The organism is Myxacorys almedinensis A, assembly GCF_010091945.1.
In the GTDB taxonomy this organism is placed as follows: domain Bacteria; phylum Cyanobacteriota; class Cyanobacteriia; order Leptolyngbyales; family Leptolyngbyaceae; genus Myxacorys; species Myxacorys almedinensis.
The window spans coordinates 30,394-49,719 of record NZ_WVIE01000028.1; the positions used below are offsets into that span (position 1 = coordinate 30,394).

Annotated in this window: 33 protein-coding genes; 1 reads left to right on the plus strand and 32 read right to left on the minus strand. The window is 50.8% G+C overall.

Going from position 1 to position 19,326, the window contains the following annotated elements; all coding sequences use genetic code 11:
* Positions 1-20 precede the first annotated feature (20 nt).
* From truA to GS601_RS18985, 30 genes are all read right to left on the minus strand, one after another.
* Positions 21-896, minus strand: a complete 876-nt coding sequence (truA, locus tag GS601_RS18840) for a tRNA pseudouridine(38-40) synthase TruA (RefSeq protein WP_162424843.1) — start codon at positions 894-896, stop codon at positions 21-23.
* A gap of 7 nt (positions 897-903) precedes the next feature.
* Entirely contained in the window at positions 904-1,254 is a 351-nt protein-coding gene (gene rplQ / locus GS601_RS18845) for a 50S ribosomal protein L17 (protein ID WP_162424844.1), read from the minus strand.
* Positions 1,255-1,336: 82 nt separating this feature from the next.
* On the minus strand, positions 1,337-2,278 hold the full coding sequence (locus GS601_RS18850) for a DNA-directed RNA polymerase subunit alpha (protein ID WP_162424845.1): 942 nt from the start codon (positions 2,276-2,278) through the stop codon (positions 1,337-1,339).
* 140 nt (positions 2,279-2,418) lie between these two features.
* Entirely contained in the window at positions 2,419-2,814 is a 396-nt protein-coding gene (gene rpsK / locus GS601_RS18855; protein WP_162424846.1) for a 30S ribosomal protein S11, read from the minus strand.
* Between the two features lie 117 nt (positions 2,815-2,931).
* Positions 2,932-3,315 (minus strand): 30S ribosomal protein S13, encoded by a 384-nt coding sequence (gene rpsM / locus GS601_RS18860; RefSeq protein WP_162424847.1) that lies wholly within the window; start codon positions 3,313-3,315, stop codon positions 2,932-2,934.
* A gap of 107 nt (positions 3,316-3,422) precedes the next feature.
* Positions 3,423-3,536, minus strand: a complete 114-nt coding sequence (gene rpmJ, locus GS601_RS18865; protein ID WP_162424848.1) for a 50S ribosomal protein L36 — start codon at positions 3,534-3,536, stop codon at positions 3,423-3,425.
* A 103-nt stretch (positions 3,537-3,639) separates the two neighbouring features.
* Positions 3,640-3,870 carry a translation initiation factor IF-1 gene (gene infA / locus GS601_RS18870; RefSeq protein ID WP_026148794.1) on the minus strand — a complete coding sequence of 77 codons (231 nt, stop codon included), beginning with the start codon at positions 3,868-3,870 and terminating at the stop codon, positions 3,640-3,642.
* A gap of 115 nt (positions 3,871-3,985) precedes the next feature.
* Positions 3,986-4,564, minus strand: coding sequence for a Uma2 family endonuclease (locus GS601_RS18875; RefSeq protein ID WP_162424849.1), 579 nt, complete (start codon positions 4,562-4,564; stop codon positions 3,986-3,988).
* Between the two features lie 348 nt (positions 4,565-4,912).
* Positions 4,913-5,461 carry an adenylate kinase gene (locus GS601_RS18880; protein WP_162424850.1) on the minus strand — a complete coding sequence of 183 codons (549 nt, stop codon included), beginning with the start codon at positions 5,459-5,461 and terminating at the stop codon, positions 4,913-4,915.
* On the minus strand, positions 5,461-6,765 hold the full coding sequence (gene secY, locus GS601_RS18885) for a preprotein translocase subunit SecY (RefSeq protein WP_162424851.1): 1,305 nt from the start codon (positions 6,763-6,765) through the stop codon (positions 5,461-5,463). The genes GS601_RS18880 and secY overlap by 1 nt, the downstream gene beginning before the upstream one ends.
* 173 nt (positions 6,766-6,938) lie before the next feature.
* Positions 6,939-7,394, minus strand: coding sequence for a 50S ribosomal protein L15 (gene rplO / locus GS601_RS18890; protein ID WP_162424852.1), 456 nt, complete (start codon positions 7,392-7,394; stop codon positions 6,939-6,941).
* Positions 7,395-7,444: 50 nt separating this feature from the next.
* Positions 7,445-7,966, minus strand: a complete 522-nt coding sequence (gene rpsE, locus GS601_RS18895; protein WP_162424853.1) for a 30S ribosomal protein S5 — start codon at positions 7,964-7,966, stop codon at positions 7,445-7,447.
* A 13-nt stretch (positions 7,967-7,979) separates the two neighbouring features.
* Positions 7,980-8,342 carry a 50S ribosomal protein L18 gene (gene rplR, locus GS601_RS18900; protein WP_162424854.1) on the minus strand — a complete coding sequence of 121 codons (363 nt, stop codon included), beginning with the start codon at positions 8,340-8,342 and terminating at the stop codon, positions 7,980-7,982.
* A 3-nt stretch (positions 8,343-8,345) separates the two neighbouring features.
* Positions 8,346-8,894: a 50S ribosomal protein L6 gene (gene rplF, locus GS601_RS18905; protein ID WP_162424855.1), complete on the minus strand. Its 549-nt coding sequence runs from the start codon at positions 8,892-8,894 to the stop codon at positions 8,346-8,348.
* Positions 8,895-8,960: 66 nt separating this feature from the next.
* On the minus strand, positions 8,961-9,362 hold the full coding sequence (gene rpsH, locus GS601_RS18910; RefSeq protein WP_162424856.1) for a 30S ribosomal protein S8: 402 nt from the start codon (positions 9,360-9,362) through the stop codon (positions 8,961-8,963).
* Positions 9,363-9,386: 24 nt separating this feature from the next.
* Positions 9,387-9,932, minus strand: a complete 546-nt coding sequence (gene rplE, locus GS601_RS18915; protein WP_162424857.1) for a 50S ribosomal protein L5 — start codon at positions 9,930-9,932, stop codon at positions 9,387-9,389.
* Between the two features lie 55 nt (positions 9,933-9,987).
* On the minus strand, positions 9,988-10,335 hold the full coding sequence (gene rplX, locus GS601_RS18920; RefSeq protein ID WP_162424858.1) for a 50S ribosomal protein L24: 348 nt from the start codon (positions 10,333-10,335) through the stop codon (positions 9,988-9,990).
* The gene (gene rplN, locus GS601_RS18925) at positions 10,335-10,703 is read right to left on the minus strand and encodes a 50S ribosomal protein L14 (protein ID WP_162424859.1); all 369 of its coding nucleotides are present in this window, start codon (positions 10,701-10,703) and stop codon (positions 10,335-10,337) included. Before rplN ends, rplX begins: the two co-directional genes overlap by 1 nt.
* Before the next feature lie 18 nt (positions 10,704-10,721).
* Complete coding sequence (rpsQ, locus tag GS601_RS18930) at positions 10,722-10,970, minus strand: 30S ribosomal protein S17 (RefSeq protein WP_162424860.1); 249 nt, start codon at positions 10,968-10,970, stop codon at positions 10,722-10,724.
* 15 nt (positions 10,971-10,985) lie between these two features.
* Complete coding sequence (rpmC, locus tag GS601_RS18935) at positions 10,986-11,198, minus strand: 50S ribosomal protein L29 (RefSeq protein WP_162424861.1); 213 nt, start codon at positions 11,196-11,198, stop codon at positions 10,986-10,988.
* 3 nt (positions 11,199-11,201) lie between these two features.
* A complete protein-coding gene (rplP, locus tag GS601_RS18940; protein ID WP_162424862.1) occupies positions 11,202-11,633 on the minus strand; it encodes a 50S ribosomal protein L16 in 432 nt (143 codons plus the stop codon).
* 69 nt (positions 11,634-11,702) lie between these two features.
* Complete coding sequence (gene rpsC, locus GS601_RS18945) at positions 11,703-12,455, minus strand: 30S ribosomal protein S3 (RefSeq protein WP_162424863.1); 753 nt, start codon at positions 12,453-12,455, stop codon at positions 11,703-11,705.
* Positions 12,456-12,488: 33 nt separating this feature from the next.
* Positions 12,489-12,854 (minus strand): 50S ribosomal protein L22, encoded by a 366-nt coding sequence (gene rplV / locus GS601_RS18950; protein WP_476638897.1) that lies wholly within the window; start codon positions 12,852-12,854, stop codon positions 12,489-12,491.
* Between the two features lie 7 nt (positions 12,855-12,861).
* The gene (gene rpsS, locus GS601_RS18955; RefSeq protein WP_162424864.1) at positions 12,862-13,140 is read right to left on the minus strand and encodes a 30S ribosomal protein S19; all 279 of its coding nucleotides are present in this window, start codon (positions 13,138-13,140) and stop codon (positions 12,862-12,864) included.
* 17 nt (positions 13,141-13,157) lie between these two features.
* On the minus strand, positions 13,158-14,021 hold the full coding sequence (gene rplB, locus GS601_RS18960; RefSeq protein WP_162424865.1) for a 50S ribosomal protein L2: 864 nt from the start codon (positions 14,019-14,021) through the stop codon (positions 13,158-13,160).
* 22 nt (positions 14,022-14,043) lie between these two features.
* On the minus strand, positions 14,044-14,349 hold the full coding sequence (locus tag GS601_RS18965; RefSeq protein WP_202925205.1) for a 50S ribosomal protein L23: 306 nt from the start codon (positions 14,347-14,349) through the stop codon (positions 14,044-14,046).
* Positions 14,339-14,971 carry a 50S ribosomal protein L4 gene (rplD, locus tag GS601_RS18970; RefSeq protein WP_162424866.1) on the minus strand — a complete coding sequence of 211 codons (633 nt, stop codon included), beginning with the start codon at positions 14,969-14,971 and terminating at the stop codon, positions 14,339-14,341. Before rplD ends, GS601_RS18965 begins: the two co-directional genes overlap by 11 nt.
* Positions 14,972-14,982: 11 nt before the next feature.
* A complete protein-coding gene (rplC, locus tag GS601_RS18975) occupies positions 14,983-15,624 on the minus strand; it encodes a 50S ribosomal protein L3 (RefSeq protein WP_162424867.1) in 642 nt (213 codons plus the stop codon).
* 585 nt (positions 15,625-16,209) lie between these two features.
* Complete coding sequence (locus tag GS601_RS18980; protein WP_162424868.1) at positions 16,210-16,413, minus strand: hypothetical protein; 204 nt, start codon at positions 16,411-16,413, stop codon at positions 16,210-16,212.
* Between the two features lie 173 nt (positions 16,414-16,586).
* Positions 16,587-16,919, minus strand: coding sequence for a DUF565 domain-containing protein (locus tag GS601_RS18985; protein ID WP_162424869.1), 333 nt, complete (start codon positions 16,917-16,919; stop codon positions 16,587-16,589).
* A 107-nt stretch (positions 16,920-17,026) separates the two neighbouring features.
* Here GS601_RS18985 and GS601_RS18990 point away from each other — a divergent pair, with 107 nt between their 5' ends.
* Positions 17,027-17,584, plus strand: coding sequence for a hypothetical protein (locus GS601_RS18990; protein WP_162424870.1), 558 nt, complete (start codon positions 17,027-17,029; stop codon positions 17,582-17,584).
* Positions 17,585-17,633: 49 nt separating this feature from the next.
* Here the strand turns inward: GS601_RS18990 and GS601_RS18995 are convergent, their stop codons facing one another.
* Together GS601_RS18995 and GS601_RS19000 are read right to left on the minus strand one after the other, a co-directional pair.
* Positions 17,634-18,158, minus strand: coding sequence for a DOMON-like domain-containing protein (locus GS601_RS18995; protein WP_162424871.1), 525 nt, complete (start codon positions 18,156-18,158; stop codon positions 17,634-17,636).
* The gene (locus tag GS601_RS19000; protein ID WP_162424872.1) at positions 18,155-19,267 is read right to left on the minus strand and encodes a phosphotransferase enzyme family protein; all 1,113 of its coding nucleotides are present in this window, start codon (positions 19,265-19,267) and stop codon (positions 18,155-18,157) included. Before GS601_RS19000 ends, GS601_RS18995 begins: the two co-directional genes overlap by 4 nt.
* Between the last annotated feature and the right edge of the window lie 59 nt (positions 19,268-19,326).

The window sequence follows — 19,326 nt, forward strand, 5'->3', positions numbered from 1 at the left end:
GTTTCAGGTTGAAGTTGAATTTAGGTGAGGCAGTAGTTGGATGCAGAAACCACGGGTAAGGTGAGTTTGGGCTGGGTGTCAAACCAAAGATTGGGCAAGAAGGGCATATCGGGATATCCTACACGCAGCAAACACAGCCCTTGAGCCGGAGCAGCGTATTTAACTTTTTCCCGACATTGCTCTGTCCACAAGCGCCTAAACTCTTCGAGGGAGATGGCTTCTCGCCCGACTTGCACCAGCAGACCGATCAACAACCGCATCATGCCGTACAAAAACCCGCTGGCTTGCACCTCGACGTATATAAATGAGCCGTCTCGCTGACAGAGCGTTTCTTGGACATCCACCCACGAGTGAGGACGATTCGATCCGGCTCGATGAAACGCCGCCAAATGGTGCCGACCTATTAAGGGGTCAAGCGCCTTCTGAATGATCATTTCATCTAACGGCTCGTAGTAGTAATGCCAAGCTTGCGATCGCACAAACAAATTTGGGCAGGGATCGGTGTAAAGCGTATATCGATACCGTCGCCAAGACGCTGAAAACCGGGAGTGCCAGGTTGGATCAACCGCAGCAGACCCCCGAATTAAAATATCGTCTGGCAACCGAGCATTGAGTACGCTCATCCAACGATGCGCCGGAATTTGAGAAACAACATCAAAGTGAGCCACCTGCGCTGCCGCATGAACCCCTGCATCGGTGCGACCTGCGGCATGAAGAACCACGGGAGAACCCGTAGCCGAGGCGTTGCCTTCCGCGATCGCGGAGCAAATGGCGCGCTCAATCTCTGCTTGAACAGTGCGCTGGTTCGGCTGCCGTTGCCAACCATGAAAATGAGTGCCTAAGTATTGAATAACTAAGGCAACCCGTTGACTCGCTGGCAGGGGCGTAAGATTCATGCCGCAATTAGGTTAATTCAATGATGGCCATGTCGGCATTATCACCCCGACGGCTCACCGTTCTTAAAATCCGGGTGTAGCCGCCTTCGCGCGTCCCATAACGCTCTTGCGCTTGCTCAAACAGGGCATGCACAAGTTGCTTGTCATAGATATAACCCATTGCCTGACGGCGAGCCGACAGAGAGCCATCTTTTGCCAAGGTAATCATTTTTTCCGCTTCAGAGCGGACAGCTTTGGCTCGAACTTTGGTCGTAGTAATTCGACCATTGCGAATCAGTTCGGTCGTAAGCGCTCGGAGGAGAGCTTTACGCTGATCCGCAGGTTTGCCCAACATGGGGACTCGACAACGGTGACGCATGAGAAGATGTTATGTAATGTGAACGGGGTATGGGGTTAGGGCACAAGGGCAAAAGACAAACTCTGATCTACCCTCTACAGCCCTAACTAGCAGACTTAGAGTGGGGCAGGGTAATTCCCAACCGTTGCTGAAGCGCTTCGACGACTTCCTCCGCTGACTTAGCACCAAAGTTCTTGATCTCCAGTAAGTCTTCTTGGCTGTAATCAAGCAAATCCGCAACCGAGTTGATCTGGGCACGCTTCAGGCAGTTGTATGCCCGCACCGAAAGCTGGAGTTCCTCGATCGGAATTTGACTTTCGGGATGATCATCAGACGAAGACTCGTCATCAGACGGCTCGAAGGTAATATCCTTCAACGGGTTGAACAGGTCTACCAAAATGTTGGCAGCTTGGCTGAGCGCTTCTTGCGGCGTCATACTGCCATTCGTCCAAATCTCCATGATCAGGCGATCTTTTTCCAGCGACCCGCCTTCCCGGGCATCTTCGACGCTGTAATTGACTTTCCGCACCGGCATAAACACAGAGTCGATCTGGAGGAAGTCCATTGCGGTTTCATCACGGATCTTTTCAACGCCCCGATAGCCCTTGCCTTTCTCGATCCGAAACTCCATTTCCAGGGTTGCCCCTGCCGCTAGAGTGGCGATGTATTGATCTGGATCTACTGTCTCAACTTCTGACGGCACATCAAACTGTTCAGCAGTGACGGTTGCTGGACCTTGGGCTAACAACCGACCAATATGAGGCTGGGAAGAAAAGGTTTTAAACACCAGCTTCTTCATGTTCAGCATGATGTCTAACACATCTTCCCGAACACCCGGAACCGTTGCAAATTCGTGGGTTACACCGGCAATGCGGATCGAGGTAACGGCTGCCCCCTCTAAGTTAGAAAGCAGCACGCGTCGCAGTGCATTTCCGACCGTTGCTCCCTGACCGCGATCGAGAGGCGCTAACACAAATCGACTAAATTGGCTTTGGTCGTTCTCAGAACTAGACTCTACACATTCAACCTGAAACTGTTGTGCCACGGAGTAACCTCCCTTTTCCTTCGTTGCGAGGGATAACTCCCTCTGTTATGACTCCGAAACTGAGTTTCGCTGCATCAATCAGCAAAATAAACCCCCTACTGTTAGCCCTGCCAAACTCTGGGGCAAACGCGCTTTGAGAATTAGACTCGCCGACGCTTGGGCGGGCGGCAACCATTGTGAGGAATAGGTGTAACGTCGCGAATCAGAGTGATTTCTAATCCAGTCCCTTGTAGTGCCCGAATAGCAGTTTCTCGTCCTGCGCCGGGTCCACTCACCATGACTTCAAGTTGGCGCATTCCTTGATCCATCGCCCGACGAGCGGCAGATTCTGCGGCAGTCTGAGCCGCAAACGGAGTCCCTTTCTTGGCTCCTTTGAACCCGCTTGAGCCGGCAGATGCCCACGAGATCACCTCGCCTTGGACATCAGAAATAGTTACGATCGTATTGTTGAAGGTAGATTGAATGTGGGCTACGCCGCTTGGCACATTTTTCTTTGCCTTACGCGGTCCGGTTTTCCGTGCTGGTTGTCTTGCCATGTCAAATTCTCAAGTACGTCGATCGAAGAAAGTGGTGAATCGGTTCTATATATTTGATTTGCAGGAAAACTGCCATGAGCCAGAGCCAAAAGGAACCGCTCGACGGCAGTTGCCTATTTATTTCTTACCAGGCGCTTTTTTCTTACCGGCAACGGTACGACGACCGCCGCGCCGAGTCCGGGCGTTGGTCCGAGTTCGCTGACCCCGGACGGGCAAACCCATCCGATGACGACGACCGCGATAGCATCCGATGTCCATCAATCGCTTGACGTTCAACGATTCAAATCGACGCAAGTCTCCTTCAATCTGATACCCCCCCTCAACCGCTTCTCGCAGCGTCGCAACATCGGCGTCACTCAGATCCTTAACGCGAGTATCTGGGTTAACACCCGTTTTGGCGATCACCTCTTTGGCGCGCGTGAGTCCAATTCCATAAATGTATGTAAGACCAATCTCAACCCGCTTATCGCGAGGCAGGTCTACCCCGGCAATCCGTGCCACGCTGATTTCTCCCTAATAACGTGTGATGCCTCAATGCATCTGAACAACTCGAAACGCCTGCTGCAAGGGCAACTCTTCCTTGCAGCAGGCAGTTTCTTTTAGATCGCCTAACCCTGACGTTGTTTGTGCTTGGGGTTAGAGCAGATCACCATAACTCGACCGCGACGGCGAATGACGCGGCACTTTTCACAAATCGGTTTAACTGACGCTCGAACTTTCATGCCTGATTCCGGCAACACTACAAACACAATATCCTAACAATTTTTTATAGCTTTTGTCAAAGATATCTTACTATCTTGGCTATTCTATGGTGAACGATGAGAATTATCTGCCTTTATTTTTAAGGCGGTAAGTAATTCTACCTTTGGTGAGATCGTAGGGCGTTAGTTCAACTTTAACGCGATCGCCAGGGAGAATTTTGATGTAGTTACGACGGATTTTGCCTGAGATGTGGGCGAGGACGTTGAATCCATTGTCTAAATCAACGCGAAACATTGCGTTAGGCAAAGAATCTACAACCGTACCTTCCATCTCAATTAGATCTTGTTTAGACAAACGGAAATTCCTCCAAAGACAGTTGGGGTCAAATCATACCCTATTTGAGTGTAGATCATTAAGTTGATTTTCAGCATTTATTGAAAATTTGGGATGCCCGTCCTTGCCGTATCTCTCAGGGTGCTGGAAAGGCTCGTTTTAGATCAAGCGATATATCGGAAAACTCCGGCAGCGCCACCGTTTCGGTTTGCAATGAAATTTGTTTAGTCCGATAACCAAAGTTTCCTTGCAGATCTTGATAGGGCTGACTGTAGCGTTCTAGTTGATCAGTAATTAGATTAAAAATCCAATAGTGCCAGATTTGAGCTTCCGCATAGAGAGGTAGCTTCACAGTTTGGTCATAATTGAGCGTAGAGTCTGAAACCTCGATCACGAGCAGAACATCTTCTGGGTGAGGATGATTCGATAAATAATCGTCGGGTTGTCCTCGCGCAATTACCACATCGGGTTCAGGTTCACTGTTGTTTGGAAGAGTGATCGGCTCCTGACCTCGGACTACAGCACGGTCTAAAATCAATCGATCTAGCTGTTGAACTAGTTTACTGTTACAAACTGAGTGAGGTGCGCCTTTTGCCGCCATTTGCACAAGTTCTCCTCGAATTAACTCAATCCCATCGTCTTCGGTCAGGAACCCCAACTCAACCAGGCGATGATACTCATTCACAGTGAAGCGCTTGGTTGTGACCTGAGACATGGTATGCATTGAGGAGACAGCTTTTTTATTCTGACTTACAATTGCGATCGCGCTTTACTCAAGTTAACGTTGGGTCGATGTGTTCTTCTCACTCCGTTTCCGTCTCATGTTTCAGTATTTTGATAATGTGTCTAGCAAGCTATGAATTGAACCTTGCGGCACAGGTTCAGCTAACACAACCCAACTTGTACCAGGAAAAACGATTAAGTCCGAATATTGTTGTGTAAACGAATCTTGAAATCGTTAATTCATCAGTTTTGTTCCCACAGTAGATAAAGCAAAAAAACTGACCAGAAACTGCACTCACAATCAAGCATCTCCTGGTCAATCTAAGTTTTGTTTTACGCTCTAAACGAGCTTATTGAGCGCCGAGGATACATTTTCCATCGACTGATTGCCGTCTACTGTCACGAGTTTCTCACGCGATTCGTAGTAATCAATCAAAGGTGCTGTTTGGTTGCGATAAACCTCCAGACGCCGACGAATTACTTCTTCGTTATCGTCCTTGCGACCGCGACTGAGCAACCGAGCCACCAGCGTTTCATCGGGAACGTCGAGATTGATGACGCGATCGTAGTCCAAACTCAACTCATTTAAAATGAAGTCGAGTATCTGAGCTTGGGTAGCATTTCGAGGAAAACCATCTAGAATCCATCCAGACTGGGTATCAGGCTTGTCTAGCCGCTCCCGAATCAGATCGACGACTAGTTGATCCGGCACAAGTTCACCGCGATCCATATAGCCTTGAGCCTTGACCCCTAAGGGCGTTTTGCCCAACACGGCTTCGCGCAAAATCTCTCCGGTGGAGATGTGCGGAATCGCGTGAGAGTCTGCCAAGACTTTAGATTGCGTGCCCTTCCCGGCTCCTGGTGGTCCTAGAAAAATCAATCGCGCCACTATTGTTTCACCATTCCTTCGTATCGTTGGGAGATCACATAGGTTTGAACTTGTTTTGCCGTATCGATCGCCACGCCCACCAAGATCAACAGTGAAGTCGCGCCAAAGCCTTGGAAGGTGGGAACTTTTGTTGCCGTTTCAATGACAGTAGGAACGATCGCAACGACCCCTAAGAAGATAGCACCCAGGAAGGTCAAACGGTTTAAAACGCGCTCAATATACTCGGTGGTTGCCTTGCCCGGACGAATGCCTGGAATGCTTGATCCCATCTTTTTCAGGTTCTTCGACATGTCTTCTGGCTGCACCACCAGCGACGCATAAAAGTAGCTGAAGAAAAGAATCATCACCAGATAAAGAACATTATAAAACCAAGATGTTGGGCTAAAGAAATTTGCAAACTGAGCTACGGCGATATTGTTACTGAATGCGTTCGCGATCAACGCAGGCAACGTCAAAACAGTGGATGCAAAAATAATCGGCATCACGCCTCCTTGATTCAGGCGTAACGGCAAATAGCTGCTTCGTTCCATGTATTGGCGGCGTCCAACTTGGCGACGAGCCGAAATAATCGGAATGCGGCGAGTGCCTTCTTGAACAAAGACAATGCCCACCACCATTGCTAAAAAGACAAGCAACAGAATCACAATGCCCCCTACGATCGTGCGATCGCCCGTTTGCGCCAAGTCAAACGTTCTCCCCAACGATTGCGGCAACGACGAGACGATGTTTAGGAAGATCAGCAGCGAAGCACCGTTGCCAATGCCGCGCTCGGTAATCAATTCACCAATCCACATCACAAACATTGACCCTGCTGAAAGCGCTAGCACCGTTTCAACCACGAAAAACGGTCCCCAGCTTTCCGCAAAGGGTCTCAGCAAGCCAACAGTAAGCAGCGTACTCTGAATCACTGCCCAACCTGCCGCCACATACCGCGTAATTTGCGAAATCTTGCGGCGTCCTGCCTCACCCTCATTTTTCTGCAAATCTTCTAGCGCTGGAATCGCTGCTGTCAGCAATTGCAAAATAATTGATGCGTTGATGAACGGCAAAATACCAAGAGCAAAAATACCTAGCGTTTTCAAACCGCCGCCAGCGAATAAGTCTAAAAACCCCAAGGCGCTATTGCTGGCAATGCTGGCAGAAAATGCCGCGCGATCGATGCCTGGAATGGGAATAAAAATTCCTAAACGCACAAGGATGAGTGCCCCAATCGTCAACAGCACCCGACCTCTTAAACCAGAAGCCTGTGCCATTTGAGCGAACGTTTCCTGGGCTGTTGGCGTTTTATCTCGATTCACAACCATGAAGGGTGTACCTCTTACAGTAATTCGTAGATGTCGGATGGCGTTACGACGAGCAAAATCGTAAAGTAAATAGGATAATTTTAGAACGGCAAAACGCCCCCCAACCAAAGCAGCGCTGAAGGACGACATTACCCAATAATACAGTTTAGAGCCTGTCTGCTAGCTGGGCGACGCTATGACGCCTTACCCAAAACCTCACAGCTTCCGCCTGCTGCCTCAATCTTAGCGCGAGCGCCAGCCGTAAATGCCGCTGCTTTTACGGTCAAAGCAACGGGCAACTCTCCCTTGCCCAAAACTTTCAAGGGAGCCTTGTCGCTCGTCAAAATCCCCGCTTCGAGCAAAGACTCTAATGTCACCTCAGAGTTAGCAGGCAAATCAGCTAAATTTTCAACATTAACGATCGAGAACTCCTTCGCATTGATGACGGTGAAGTACTTCTTCTTAGGCAAACGACGGTAGAGCGGCGTTTGTCCCCCTTCAAATCCGGGTCGAGTCGGGCGACCCGATCGGGACTTTTGACCCCTCATACCAAAGCCGCAGCTTGCGCCTTGCCCTGCCGAGATACCCCGACCGACCCGGCGACGGCGCTTGGTTGACCCCTCCTGGGGCACAGCATCTTCGATTCTCATGATGTTTGCTTCGGGTAAGTGTTTACATACTAGCTAAGGCACGTTGCCCCCTAGCCATACAGGTTTTCAACCGGAATGCCACGTTCGTCTGCAACTTCCTGCAAGGTTCGCAAGTTGTCTAGAGCGCTGACCGTTGCACGAGCATTGTTTAACGGGTTGTCTGAGCCAAGTTGCTTAGCGAGAATATTCTTCACGCCTGCCAACTCTAGGACAGTACGGACTGCACCCCCAGCAATTACCCCCGTACCCGGTGCCGCCGGACGCATCATTACCTTTGCGCCCCCTCCTGCACCCGTCGCCGGATGAGGAATAGAATTTGCTCTAGTGAGGGGAACCTCAACAAGATGCTTTTTACCGTCTGCGACGCCTTTTTTCACAGCGCCAATGACATCTGCCGCCTTGCCGACGCCAACCCCGACCTGACCGCGTTCGTTACCAACGACTACGATCGCTCGGAAGCTGAGCTTTTTACCGCCCTTTACCACTTTGGTTACACGGCGGATTTGCACAACGCGCTCTTGCCAATCGCTTTCCTTTTCACGGGTGCGCTTTTCTTTTCTAGCCTTTGCCATGTTTTATGTTCTCCTAGAAATCTAACCCAGCTTCACGAGCAGCGTCTGCCAAAGCTTTGACGCGACCATGATAGAGGTTTCCGCCCCGATCAAACACGACTTGCTGAATCCCTTTTGCTTTGGCGCGTTCGGCGATCAGTTTGCCAACTTCTGTTGAGGCGTCGCAATTTGCACCCGACTCCAACTTTTCTTTGAGATCTTTATCCACCGTAGACGCAGAAGCCAAGGTTGCCTGCGCTACGTCATCAATGACCTGCACATAAATATGCTGATTAGACCGAAATACCGCCATCCGGGGGCGCTCTGATGTCCCAGAAAGAGAACGGCGAATCCGGTAATGGCGACGACGGACAGCATCTCGACGACTAAGTTTCATAGTTTATTTCTTCCCTTTGCCACCAGCCTTACCAACTTTGCGTCTTACCGCTTCACCCGCATAGCGAATGCCTTTGCCTTTGTAAGGCTCAGGCGGACGGACGCTTCGGATTTTAGCAGCCATGTTACCAACAATCTCTTTGTCAATGCCACTGACGGTGACATTAACGTTGTTTTCAACCACAAACTGAATGCCATCCGGTGGCTCGATCAAAACCGGATGACTGTACCCCATATTGAGGTTCAAATTCTTCCCTTGAACTGCCGCCCGGTAACCCACCCCTTGAATTTCTAGCTTGCGCTGAAACCCTTGAGAGACGCCTTCTACCATGTTGGCAACCAACGTGCGGCACAGCCCATGACGCTGACGAGCGGCGCGAGATTCATCCCGACGAGTCACCGTAATGGTTTCGCCTTCTTGAGCCAAGAGGGCTTCGGGAGGCAAAACCCGCGAGAGTTCGCCTTTAGGTCCTTTTACCGTTACCTGTTGACCGTCGATCGTGACCGTCACTTTGGCGGGAATGGGGATAGGACGTTTACCAATCCGAGACATAACTGTTTCCTCTTTTGACTATCCTGCTGACTTTTCTAAAACAGCAACGACAAACGGAATACCCCCTCACCAGACATAGCAGAGGACTTCGCCACCCACACCCGATCGGCGGGCGTCGCGATCGGTCATGATGCCGCTAGACGTAGAGATAATGGCAATTCCAATGCCCCCCAACACGCGGGGGAGATCTTTGGTGTTGGAATAGACTCTTAGCCCAGGTGTCGAAACTCGCTTGAGAGCGGTGATGATGGGTTTGCGGGTTTTGCCCTTGTACTTGAGGGTGACGACGATATTACGCTTTACGCCTTCACCCGTTTCCTCGATGTCGCTAATAAACCCTTCTGCTTTTAGCACTTGGGCAATGCTACGAGTCATGCGGGTTGCTGGAATCTCCGTGGTTTGATGGCGCGCCAAACTTGCGTTTCGGATGCGCGTTAGCATATCTGCAATGGTGTCGTTAACTGCCATAAGTTCCTCTGTGATGAAACTGCATCAGTTCTCCCGGAAAGGCATACCCAATTCCTTAAGCAGGGCACGACCTTCTTCGTCGGTGTTTGCAGTGGTGATGATTGAAATGTCCATGCCGCGAATCTGATCGATACTGTCGTATTCGATTTCGGGGAAGATCAACTGTTCCCGCAGACCGAGGGTATAGTTTCCTCGTCCATCAAAACTTTTAGGGCTGATGCCGCGAAAGTCTCGAATACGAGGCAAGGCTAGATTCACCAGTCGATCCATAAAGGCATACATGCGATCGCTTCTCAGGGTTACCATCACCCCCACGGGCATCCCCTCGCGGAGTTTAAAAGCTGCGATCGCTTTTTTGGCTCTAGTGACGACGGGCTTCTGACCCGTAATCGTCGCAATTTCTGCTACCGAAGCTTCTAGCGCCTTGGCATTTTGGGAGGCTTCTCCCAAACCCCGGTTCACCGTGATTTTCACGAGCTTTGGTACTTGATGGATGTTCGTGTAAGCAAACTGCTCCATCATCTTTGGAACGACCTTATCTTGATAGATCGTTTTCAGTCCTGTTGCCATAGTGTGTCCTTTCCCTGGGCTTGGTCAGGGAGCTAGTAAAGTAGTTGGGCTGAAGCTAGTCGATAATTTCGCCCGTTTTCTTCAGCATTCGCACCTTGCGACCCTCGTCAGTGACGGTGAAGCAAACGCGGCTTCTCACCTTCTGCTTCTCGGAATACAGCATCACATTAGAGCTATGAATCGGATATTCAAGGGTTTCGATCCGACCTGATTCGCCTTCGCCTTGGGGCTTAATGTGCTTAGTCTTGATATTGACGCCCTTGATGAGCACCTTGCTCGTCTTGGGAAACACTTGCTCAATCTCCCCCACTTTCCCTTTATCGCTACCCGCAATCACTTGCACGGTGTCACCCTTTTTTACATGCATTTTGTAACGGGTGACAGATTTTTTCTTCGTCGCCATTACAGCACCTCCGGAGCCAAGGAAACGATTTTGGTGTAGTTTTTGTCGCGCAACTCACGAGCCACCGGACCAAACACCCGTGTGCCTCTGGGGTTGCCGTCTGCGTTAATAATCACCGCCGCGTTGTCATCAAACCGAATACTCATGCCGCTATCGCGACGAATGGTTTTCTTAGTTCGCACTACAACAGCTTTCACCACATCGGATTTCTTGACTGCCATATTGGGCAGGGCATCTTTGACGACTGCCACGATCACATCTCCTACAGCGGCATAACGGCGGTTACCACCCCCCACAACGCGGATACACATCAGTTTTCGGGCACCACTGTTGTCTGCCACGTTTAAATAACTTTCTTGTTGAATCATGATTCGCCTCCGGCGACCTTAGATCTTGGAACTGCTTAGGATTTCGGCAACAGCCCAGCGCTTGGTACGGCTCAGAGGGCGGGTTTCCAGAATGCGGACGCGATCGCCCATCTTGCACTTGTTTTCTTCATCATGCGCTTTATAGCGCTTGGTTCGGACGACAATTTTGCCGTATTTAGGATGGGCAGCGCGGTTTTCCACCGCGACCACCACGGTTTTATCCATTTTGTCGCTGACGACTAAGCCAACTCTCTCTTTCACTGCCATTGGGTTTAACTCCGGTTAGCTCTCGCCTTGTTTCAACTGTCGTTCACGTTCAACGGTCAACAACTGAGCTAAGCGATGTTTTGCATGTTTAAACAGATGTGGCTTTTCGAGTTGACGAGTGCCTTTTTGCATTCGCAAATCAAATAACTCACGCTTAGCTGCCAAAATTTGCTCAGACAGTTCGTCGTCGTTGAGCTTTCTCGCGTCTTCAACTTTAGGAAGAGGCATAATTTAAGACTCCTCCGTGGCTTCAATTTGGTGACGGACAATAAATTTGGTCTTGATCGGCATTTTGAAGGAGGCAAGGCGCATCGCTTCACGGGCAGTGGCTTCAGGGACACCGGCAATCTCAAATAAGATCCGACCGGGTTTGACCACCGCCACCCAAAACTCGGGTGCACCCTTACCAGAACCCATCCGGGTTTCAGCCGGGCGTGCCGTTACAGGTTTATCCGGGAAGACGCGAATCCAGATTTTTCCACCCCGACGAATGTAGCGCGTCATCGCACGACGACCTGCTTCAATTTGCCGAGAGGTGATCCACGATGGCTCTAGCGCCTGCAATCCGAAATCTCCAAAGTTCAGATCGCTGCCGCGAGTTGCCAGTCCTCTCATCCGACCGCGCTGTTGTTTGCGGAATTTTGTTCTTCTTGGGCTTAACATGACTCACTACCAATTATTTAGAGTCAAGGGCGTAAGCAGTGGGCGCAAAGGAAGGTTCCTTCGCCTGGCTTAGCCCTCATTCGATCGATCTTCAAACTGTTGACGACGGCGCTGTTGACGACGGCGCGGTTGTTGGTTGGTCGGAGCTTCTTCAACCCGCTCTTGTCCGGGAATAATTTCACCCTTAAAGACCCACACTTTGATACCGAGGGTTCCGTAGATCGTCGCGGCAGTGCAGTAAGCGTAGTCGATATCAGCCCGGAGGGTATGAAGCGGCACGCGACCTTCACGAGTCCATTCAGGACGCGCAATTTCTGCCCCGTTCAAGCGACCGCTGACCTGAATCTTGATGCCTTCGATGCCAGCGCGTTGGGCGCGTTGAATCGCTTGGCGCACCACCCGACGGAAGGAAACCCGCCGCTCTAGCTGCTCGGCAATGTATTCACCGATTAGGGCAGCGTCGGCATCAACCCGAGCCACCTCGACCACATTGATGCGGATGGCGCGATCGCGATCGCCCAAGGCATCTTGTAAGTTCGTACGCAGCACCTCAATGCCAGCACCGCCACGACCGACCACCACGCCCGGACGGGAGGTCCGAATTTCGAGATCGATCTGATCGGCTTTCCGCTCAATCCGAATCTCAGAGATTCCCGGCTTTTTCAAATTGTCCAGATTTTTGGGGTTCTTGATAAAGAACTCGCGAATCTGATGATCTTCTTTTAGCAAGTCGGGATAGCGTTCTGCATCTGCATACCAGCGCGATTGGTGATCTTTGATGATCCCCAGCCGAAAGCCAGTTGGATTAATCTTTTGTCCCACAAATATGTCCTCAAAAAGCAGCAAAGAACTTGATTATGAATCAGCCGTGCCAGGAGCGACTGCCACTGTGATGTGACAGGTCGGCTTACGGATTTGGTAGGCGCGTCCTTGGGCTCTCGGTCGAAACCGTTTGAGAACAGGTCCTTGATCCGCAAACGCTTGGCTAACAATGAGATCGGCGCGGTTGTAGCCTTCATTGTGTTCAGCATTTGCCGCCGCAGAGCGGAGCACCTTGAGGACAGGTTCGCAGGCGCGATAAGGCATAAATTCGAGAATAATCAGCGCTTCACGGTAAGACATGCCTCGAATTTGATCGAGCACCCGCCGCACCTTAAACGGCGACATGCGGATGTACCGTGCGATCGCTTTGACTTCTCCTGGGGTTTGCGTTGCCATCATATATCTCCTATCGACGCGCCTTGCGATCGCCGCCTGCATGACCCCGGAACGTCCGAGTCGGCGCGAATTCACCTAGCTTGTGTCCTACCATCTGTTCAGACACAAACACCGGAACATGCTGACGACCGTTATGAACCGCGATCGTCAAGCCAATCATTTGAGGCAAAATCGTCGAAGCGCGCGACCAAGTTTTGATCACCTGGTTATCGCCCTTCGCTCTGGCAGCCTCAACCTTTTTCATCAAATGGTCTGCAACGAACGGACCTTTCTTCAGTGAGCGTGACATTTGTTGTTCCCCCTAAATTACGATTCTCGTCCGCCGCGCCCTCGCTTGGAGGTCTTACGCCGCCGCCGCACGATTAAAGCACTGCTCAGTTTCTTTTTGTTGCGAGTCTTCGCCCCCAAGGTGGGTTTACCCCAAGGCGTTACCGGACCCGGACGACCAATGGGGGCGCGTCCTTCACCCCCCCCATGGGGATGATCCACAGGGTTCATCACACTTCCGCGAACTTGAGGACGGCGACCCCGGTGACGAGTCCGACCGGCTTTCCCCAAGGTGAGGTTGCGATGCTCAGCATTGCCGACCTGCCCGATCGTGGCATAGCACTCTTTGCGCACCATTCGCACTTCGGTTGACGGCAGTTTCAGAGTCACATAATCCCCCTCTTTCGCCGCAACTTGAGCTTGAGCACCGGCTGCTCGCACCATCTGAGCACCTTTACCAGGCTGAAGCTCAACGTTGTGAACAATCGTACCAAGGGGAATATTCTCTAACGGTAGGGCATTGCCCACCTCGATCGGCGCATCAGCACCTGCCTGAATCGTGGTGCCAACCTTCAGCCCAGCCGGATGAATGATATAGCGCTTCTCGCCGTCTTGGTAGAACAGCAATGCCAAACGGGCGTTGCGGTTGGGATCATACTCAACAGCAGCAACCTTTGCGGGCATATTGCGCTTGTCTCGCTTGAAATCAATAATGCGATAAAGCTGCTTGTGACCACCCCCATGATGGCGACAGGTAATCACCCCTCGATTGTTGCGACCCTTGGCGCGGTGCTTGTGCACCGTCAGGGACTTTTCAGGCGTTGACTTGGTAATTTCACTAAAGTCAGACACGCTGCGATCGCGGGTTCCAGGGGTGTAGGGTCGATAGTTTCGGATACCCATAACTGGTTACTCTCTGAGAAATTTATACGTCGGGGAATAAAGTGATCGAATTGCCTTCAGCTAGGGTAACGATCGCTTTTTTGTACTGCGGCTTATAACCTTGGAATTTACCAACTCTCTTCTTTTTACGAGGAGGAAGCATGGTATTTACGGCGGTGACTTTCACATCAAACAAGTATTCAACTGCCGCTTTGATCTGTGGCTTTCTGGCTTTAGGCGGAACTTCAAACGTGTACTGATTGAGTTCCAAGAGCCGAGTCGCCTTCTCGGTAATAATTGGGCGACGGATAATATCTGCTAAGTCGCGGGGGTCAAACTCAGTCACCATAAACCTCCTGAATTTTCGCGATCGCGGCTGCCGTCGTAATAATGTGATCCGCGTGGAGCAGATCAAACACGTTGAGGTTGTTTGCCGAAATCAATCTAAGATTTGCCACGTTTCGAGCCGAGAGATACACGTTTTCATCACGCTCAGCCATAATCATCAGCACTTTCGATCCTGGCTCAACGCCCCACCGAGTCAGCGCCCCAACGAGTTCTTTCGTTTTCGGACGCTCCAGGTTTGAAGCAAACTCCTCAACCAAAATTAAGTGCTCGGCTCGGCTTTGAAACGCCGTTCTCAACGCCAATCTCCGCTCTTTGCGGTTCATTTTCTGGGAGTAATCTCTGGGCTTTGGTCCAAAGATCACGCCGCCGCCCCGCCAGAGGGGAGAACGGTTAGAACCGGCACGAGCACGACCCGTTCCTTTCTGACGCCAAGGCTTCCGTCCCCCCCCGCGCACCTCTGCACGAGTTTTTGTCGAAGCGGTTCCTTGACGAGCATTGGCTAACTGACGAACCAACGCCCGATGCACCACGCTTTTCGCGGTTTCTGGCTTGGCAACCTTCAGTTCAAAGGATGTCGTACCGTTTTCGGCTCCCTGCCAATCTTTTACTACACAATCCACCATGTCTTTACTCCTTAGCCCTTCTTGCCGCGAATGTTAGCGGGCATGATCTGCACCAGCGCACCAGGCTTACCGGGAACCGCACCCTTAATTAAGATGAGGTTGCGATCGGCATCAACGCGCACAACAGTCAACTTCCGAATCGTAGTGCGCGTGCCCCCAAGGCGACCCGCCATCCGCTTGCCGGGGTACACCCGTCCGGGGGTGGTTCCGGCTCCAGTAGAGCCAGGGGCACGGTGGTTTTTAGAACCGTGAGCCATCGGACCTCGCTTAAAGTTGTGGCGCTTTTGGTAGCCCGCAAAGCCGCGACCGATACTCGTACCAACGACATCGACAAGCTGACCCTTTTCAAACAGATCGGCTTTCAAGTGCTGACCGGGTTCATAGTCCCCTGCATTTTCAACGCGGCACTCAACAAGGTGGCGCACAGGATCAGTGTTGGTTTTGGCTAGGTGTCCCAACAGGGGTTTGTTGAGAACTTTGGCTCTAGCTTCGCCAAACCCGATTTGGATGGCAGCATAGCCATCTGTTTCTTTGGTTTTAACTTGGGTGACGGGGCATGGACCGGCTTGAATAACGGTGACAGGAATGGATCTTCCTGTTTCGTCAAACACCTGGGTCATGCCAAGTTTAGTTCCGAGAATACCGACTGACACGGCAACGGGTCTCCTTTTTATTACAGATAAACGTGGCAAATCCGCGACTTAGACATCGCAGATCTGTTGGAGTCACTCCAACGGGCTTCACAGCCTGAAGACCAGAAGAATCTTGCCTCTAGGAGATTAAAGAGGTAGCGGATTCCGCTTTGTCGAGTTGAATCTCAGACAACCGACTCAAAGCTGTTTTGGAGCTAGACTCTAGGATGCTGTCACCAGCGATGGACTTGGCTAGCGTGCTAGTCAGTATCCAACGAGTGCTGGGATCAAACGTGAAGCTAGATAAAAACCTTGATGGAATTCTTAGCCTTCTCGCCCGAAGCGGTGCCTATGGAGTTACGCTTTGCGCTGATCGCTTTAGATTTTCCTATCAAAAACAGTGCTTTTGAGGCACTGCTCAAACTCTTTCTACAGAAGCAAATCTGAAAGTGTAGAGTGGGCAGGAAATCGCGTAACTGAATTTTAGCGACAATTAAACATCATAGATTAGGAATGCCAATATTGTCCACAAAGTTTCTCTGTGTTTGCAAGACAGACCAGGGGCACAGTGGGGTAGACCTCTGGGTTCAAAACTACAGACATAGACTAATCTTCTGGCAAAATCCACTGGGGCGGAGCCGACGCCCGCTCTCGTGCTTTTTTTCGCACTGCTTCATCTGCTATGTCTAGCAGCTTGTCTAACGGCGTCTCGCTAATAAAATTTGACGCCTGCTCAGTGTATTGGCGATTGGGACATTTATCACCCAAAACACAGCCGTTTTTGCACATCTCAGCACAGTTAATCTCCATGTTCTCATCTCCAGTGATTTTAGAATTGGGGAAGTAGGGCGTTGGGTTGAGGATGCCAATTGGCTTGTAACGTGAAGGCGTTGGGAGAGCGGATGGAAAAATATAAATTAGACAGTGACCTAACTCACTCTATCCCTCGACTCCTAGTCCCTCGATGCCATCTTGACAGACCACTAGCTGCCCAGTTTGAAGGCTTCTAAACACAAACTGTAAATAACGCCAATTTTTAGCATGTTAATGAATTCGGCACTCAGCGATCGCTTCAGTTGTTCGCTGCCGCCATAGATTACCCGACTGGTCAGTTCTGTGGCGACCACAATCAGTAGCGCCGCGACAACATCTAATTCTGAGCGCTGTCCGGCGGTGGTAGACAGGATGTTGCCCACCAAGAAACCAAAGAGTAGCCCAATTGTGAGTAGCGAAACTCGACGCCACGGATTGCGAAACAGTTGATCCACTTGCTTCGTCGTAGCTTGGACTAGTGTGTTTAGGCGGGTATTTTGCATGGCGGATATGGGCGCATTATCACTACTTTACTCAAAAAATCTTGCCACAATCGTCTTAAAGCTTGTTATCACTAAAGTACAAGCATTGAAAAAGGTTGCGGGGTCTGATGAAACCGATAAATGACAAACGACACCCTGCCTTTAAAGTTGCGATCGCAGTGGCAATTTTGCTGACGGGTGGATGGCTTCTGCTACAACGATTTCAAATCGGAATTGAGTTTTCTCCTGCCGAGTCTAACCAGGTGCCCGTGATCAAAACTCAACCGTCAGAGGCTCCGGCTGCAAGCGCTCCGGCAACCCCCACTACGACCAAGCCTGATCCCGCCGATGTTGCTGCCCGTCAAGGCAAACTGCGAGTTAGCAACCGCTCTGTTCACCCGCTCCGAGTGGCATTGCTCTCTCGCCAAAGCGGGAAGACAAAAGCTGGGGCAGCCGCCAGATTTGCAACGCCTGCCCATTGGGATTTTGCGCCCCAAGAAGGCAGCACAGAAGGTTTGCTAGTTTCTCTGCCCGATCGCGAGATCAAGCTAAAGCAAGGCGATGTTGTGGTGGCTTTTGCCCAAGATGGATCTCAACGCTATTGGGGGCCGTTTGTGGTGGGAGAGAGCGATCGCCCAGATTGGAATCCTCAGGCGGCGGAGTGGGAGCTAGTATTGGGTGAATGATGTTGTAAGGCAATGCCTGCCCAATGTGGTTTTCATCATTTGCTGGCGGTCATAATTTAATCAAAAAGCTGTCTCTTCTGTGAAAGTCGGCTTCTAACCCAGGATGCGCCAATGCCCAGTACGTCAGCCCGTGGGTTTTGGATTCGATCACCGCTGCGATCGCAACCTCAAACCTTTGCTTAGCTAAGCCAAGGCAATCCAAATTTAGCGCGATCGTTAGCCTCAACCCATCAGGGGACTGCTGCACCTCAAACGGAAACGCTGCAAGTGCGGTTTCTTCTTGCATTCCCCTTCGATAGCGATCAAAGCGGTAAGCGTTCCAGTGCCCAGCAGGAGAAAGATTAAATTCCCAATATCGCTGAGAATCGTTGAGACCCAGGAAAAACTCGAAACAGGTCGTTTGCCAAAGATTAGTTTGACGACTGGGAAGGGCAGGTGATGGAATAATGATCGCACCTAGATCGCCACGAAGATCGTATCGAATCATAAGATAACGATCGCTGCGATGGATGGCTCCCGCAACGGATAAATCAACGCTAGACAAAGAAAAAGAGGCTAGCGAAAACTCGGTCATCGCAGGTCTTGAATTAACGCACGAATTGCTGTTTCTTGAAACTCAATGCTTTGGGTTAGCTGAAATTGCACCAAAGCTCTCAGTAAATTATGGTCTGGATGCTTCACCTTAAAGTAGACGTTGCCTGCTAGATAGTCAGTAAAAAATCGTAGCCCCAACTCAAACGCAATCAGGCGAATCGCATCGAACAAATAGTCGTAATCAGAGTCAGTTAGAAAGTCTTGAGCAACCGAAAGATAGCCTCGCAAAATGCCTTCGCAAAGATCCGGCTCAAAATAAACCGTTTCCCACTGCTCAGTTTCTTCCCCGATCGGGTTGCAGCCAGAGCGCAAACAGTCCCCAATGTCATAATGCACAAGTCCAGGTTTTACGGTATCTAAATCGATCATGCTGACCGCTTTTCCGGTTGCCCGATCAAACATAACATTGTTGACTTTTGGATCGCCATGCATCAACCGAAGCGGTAATTTACCTTGAGTTTTAGCCGTTTCAAGCACAGCACACCAAGACGCGCGATCGCGCACAAACTCTAACCCATACCTCACCTCAGGAGACAGATTCACAGCCGTCTTTGCTACCACGCGATCGTAGTGCTGAAGATAGAGCGGTGTAATGTGAAAGCCTTCTAACGTATCAGCTAACTGAGCGGGCGAGAGATCGCTGATCAAGTTGTGAAACGTGCCCAGCGCATACCCAACTTCGGTCGCATGGTCTACGTCGTGCATAGCATCAAACGATTCTGAGCCATCAATAAAACTAATCGCTCTCCACACTGACCCATCTGCTTCTACCCAGTGGTCGCGCTCTTCTGTGGTGAGCAGCACTCGCGGCACTTCCCAGCGCCGAGACAAGGGAGAATGCTGCAATCGATCGCGGACATGACGGGTGAAAATGCTCATATTTTTCATCACCAGTTGAGGGCGACGAAACACACGAGTGTTAATGCGTTGCAGCACAAAAGGCAGATGGCTTGTGCCCTCTACTGTAGCGAGAAACGTATCGTTGATATTGCCGCTACCAAACGCTTCAACAGCCGCGATCGCGCCTCCTGAAGCAAATCGCTCGGCAACGGCAATCAGACTCGGATAATGGGTTGGAGGATCGCTCATATCTCTACGCCCAGGGTTCTCCGCCTTAAAATCTTCGCAGAACCAAGACTACCTCACTG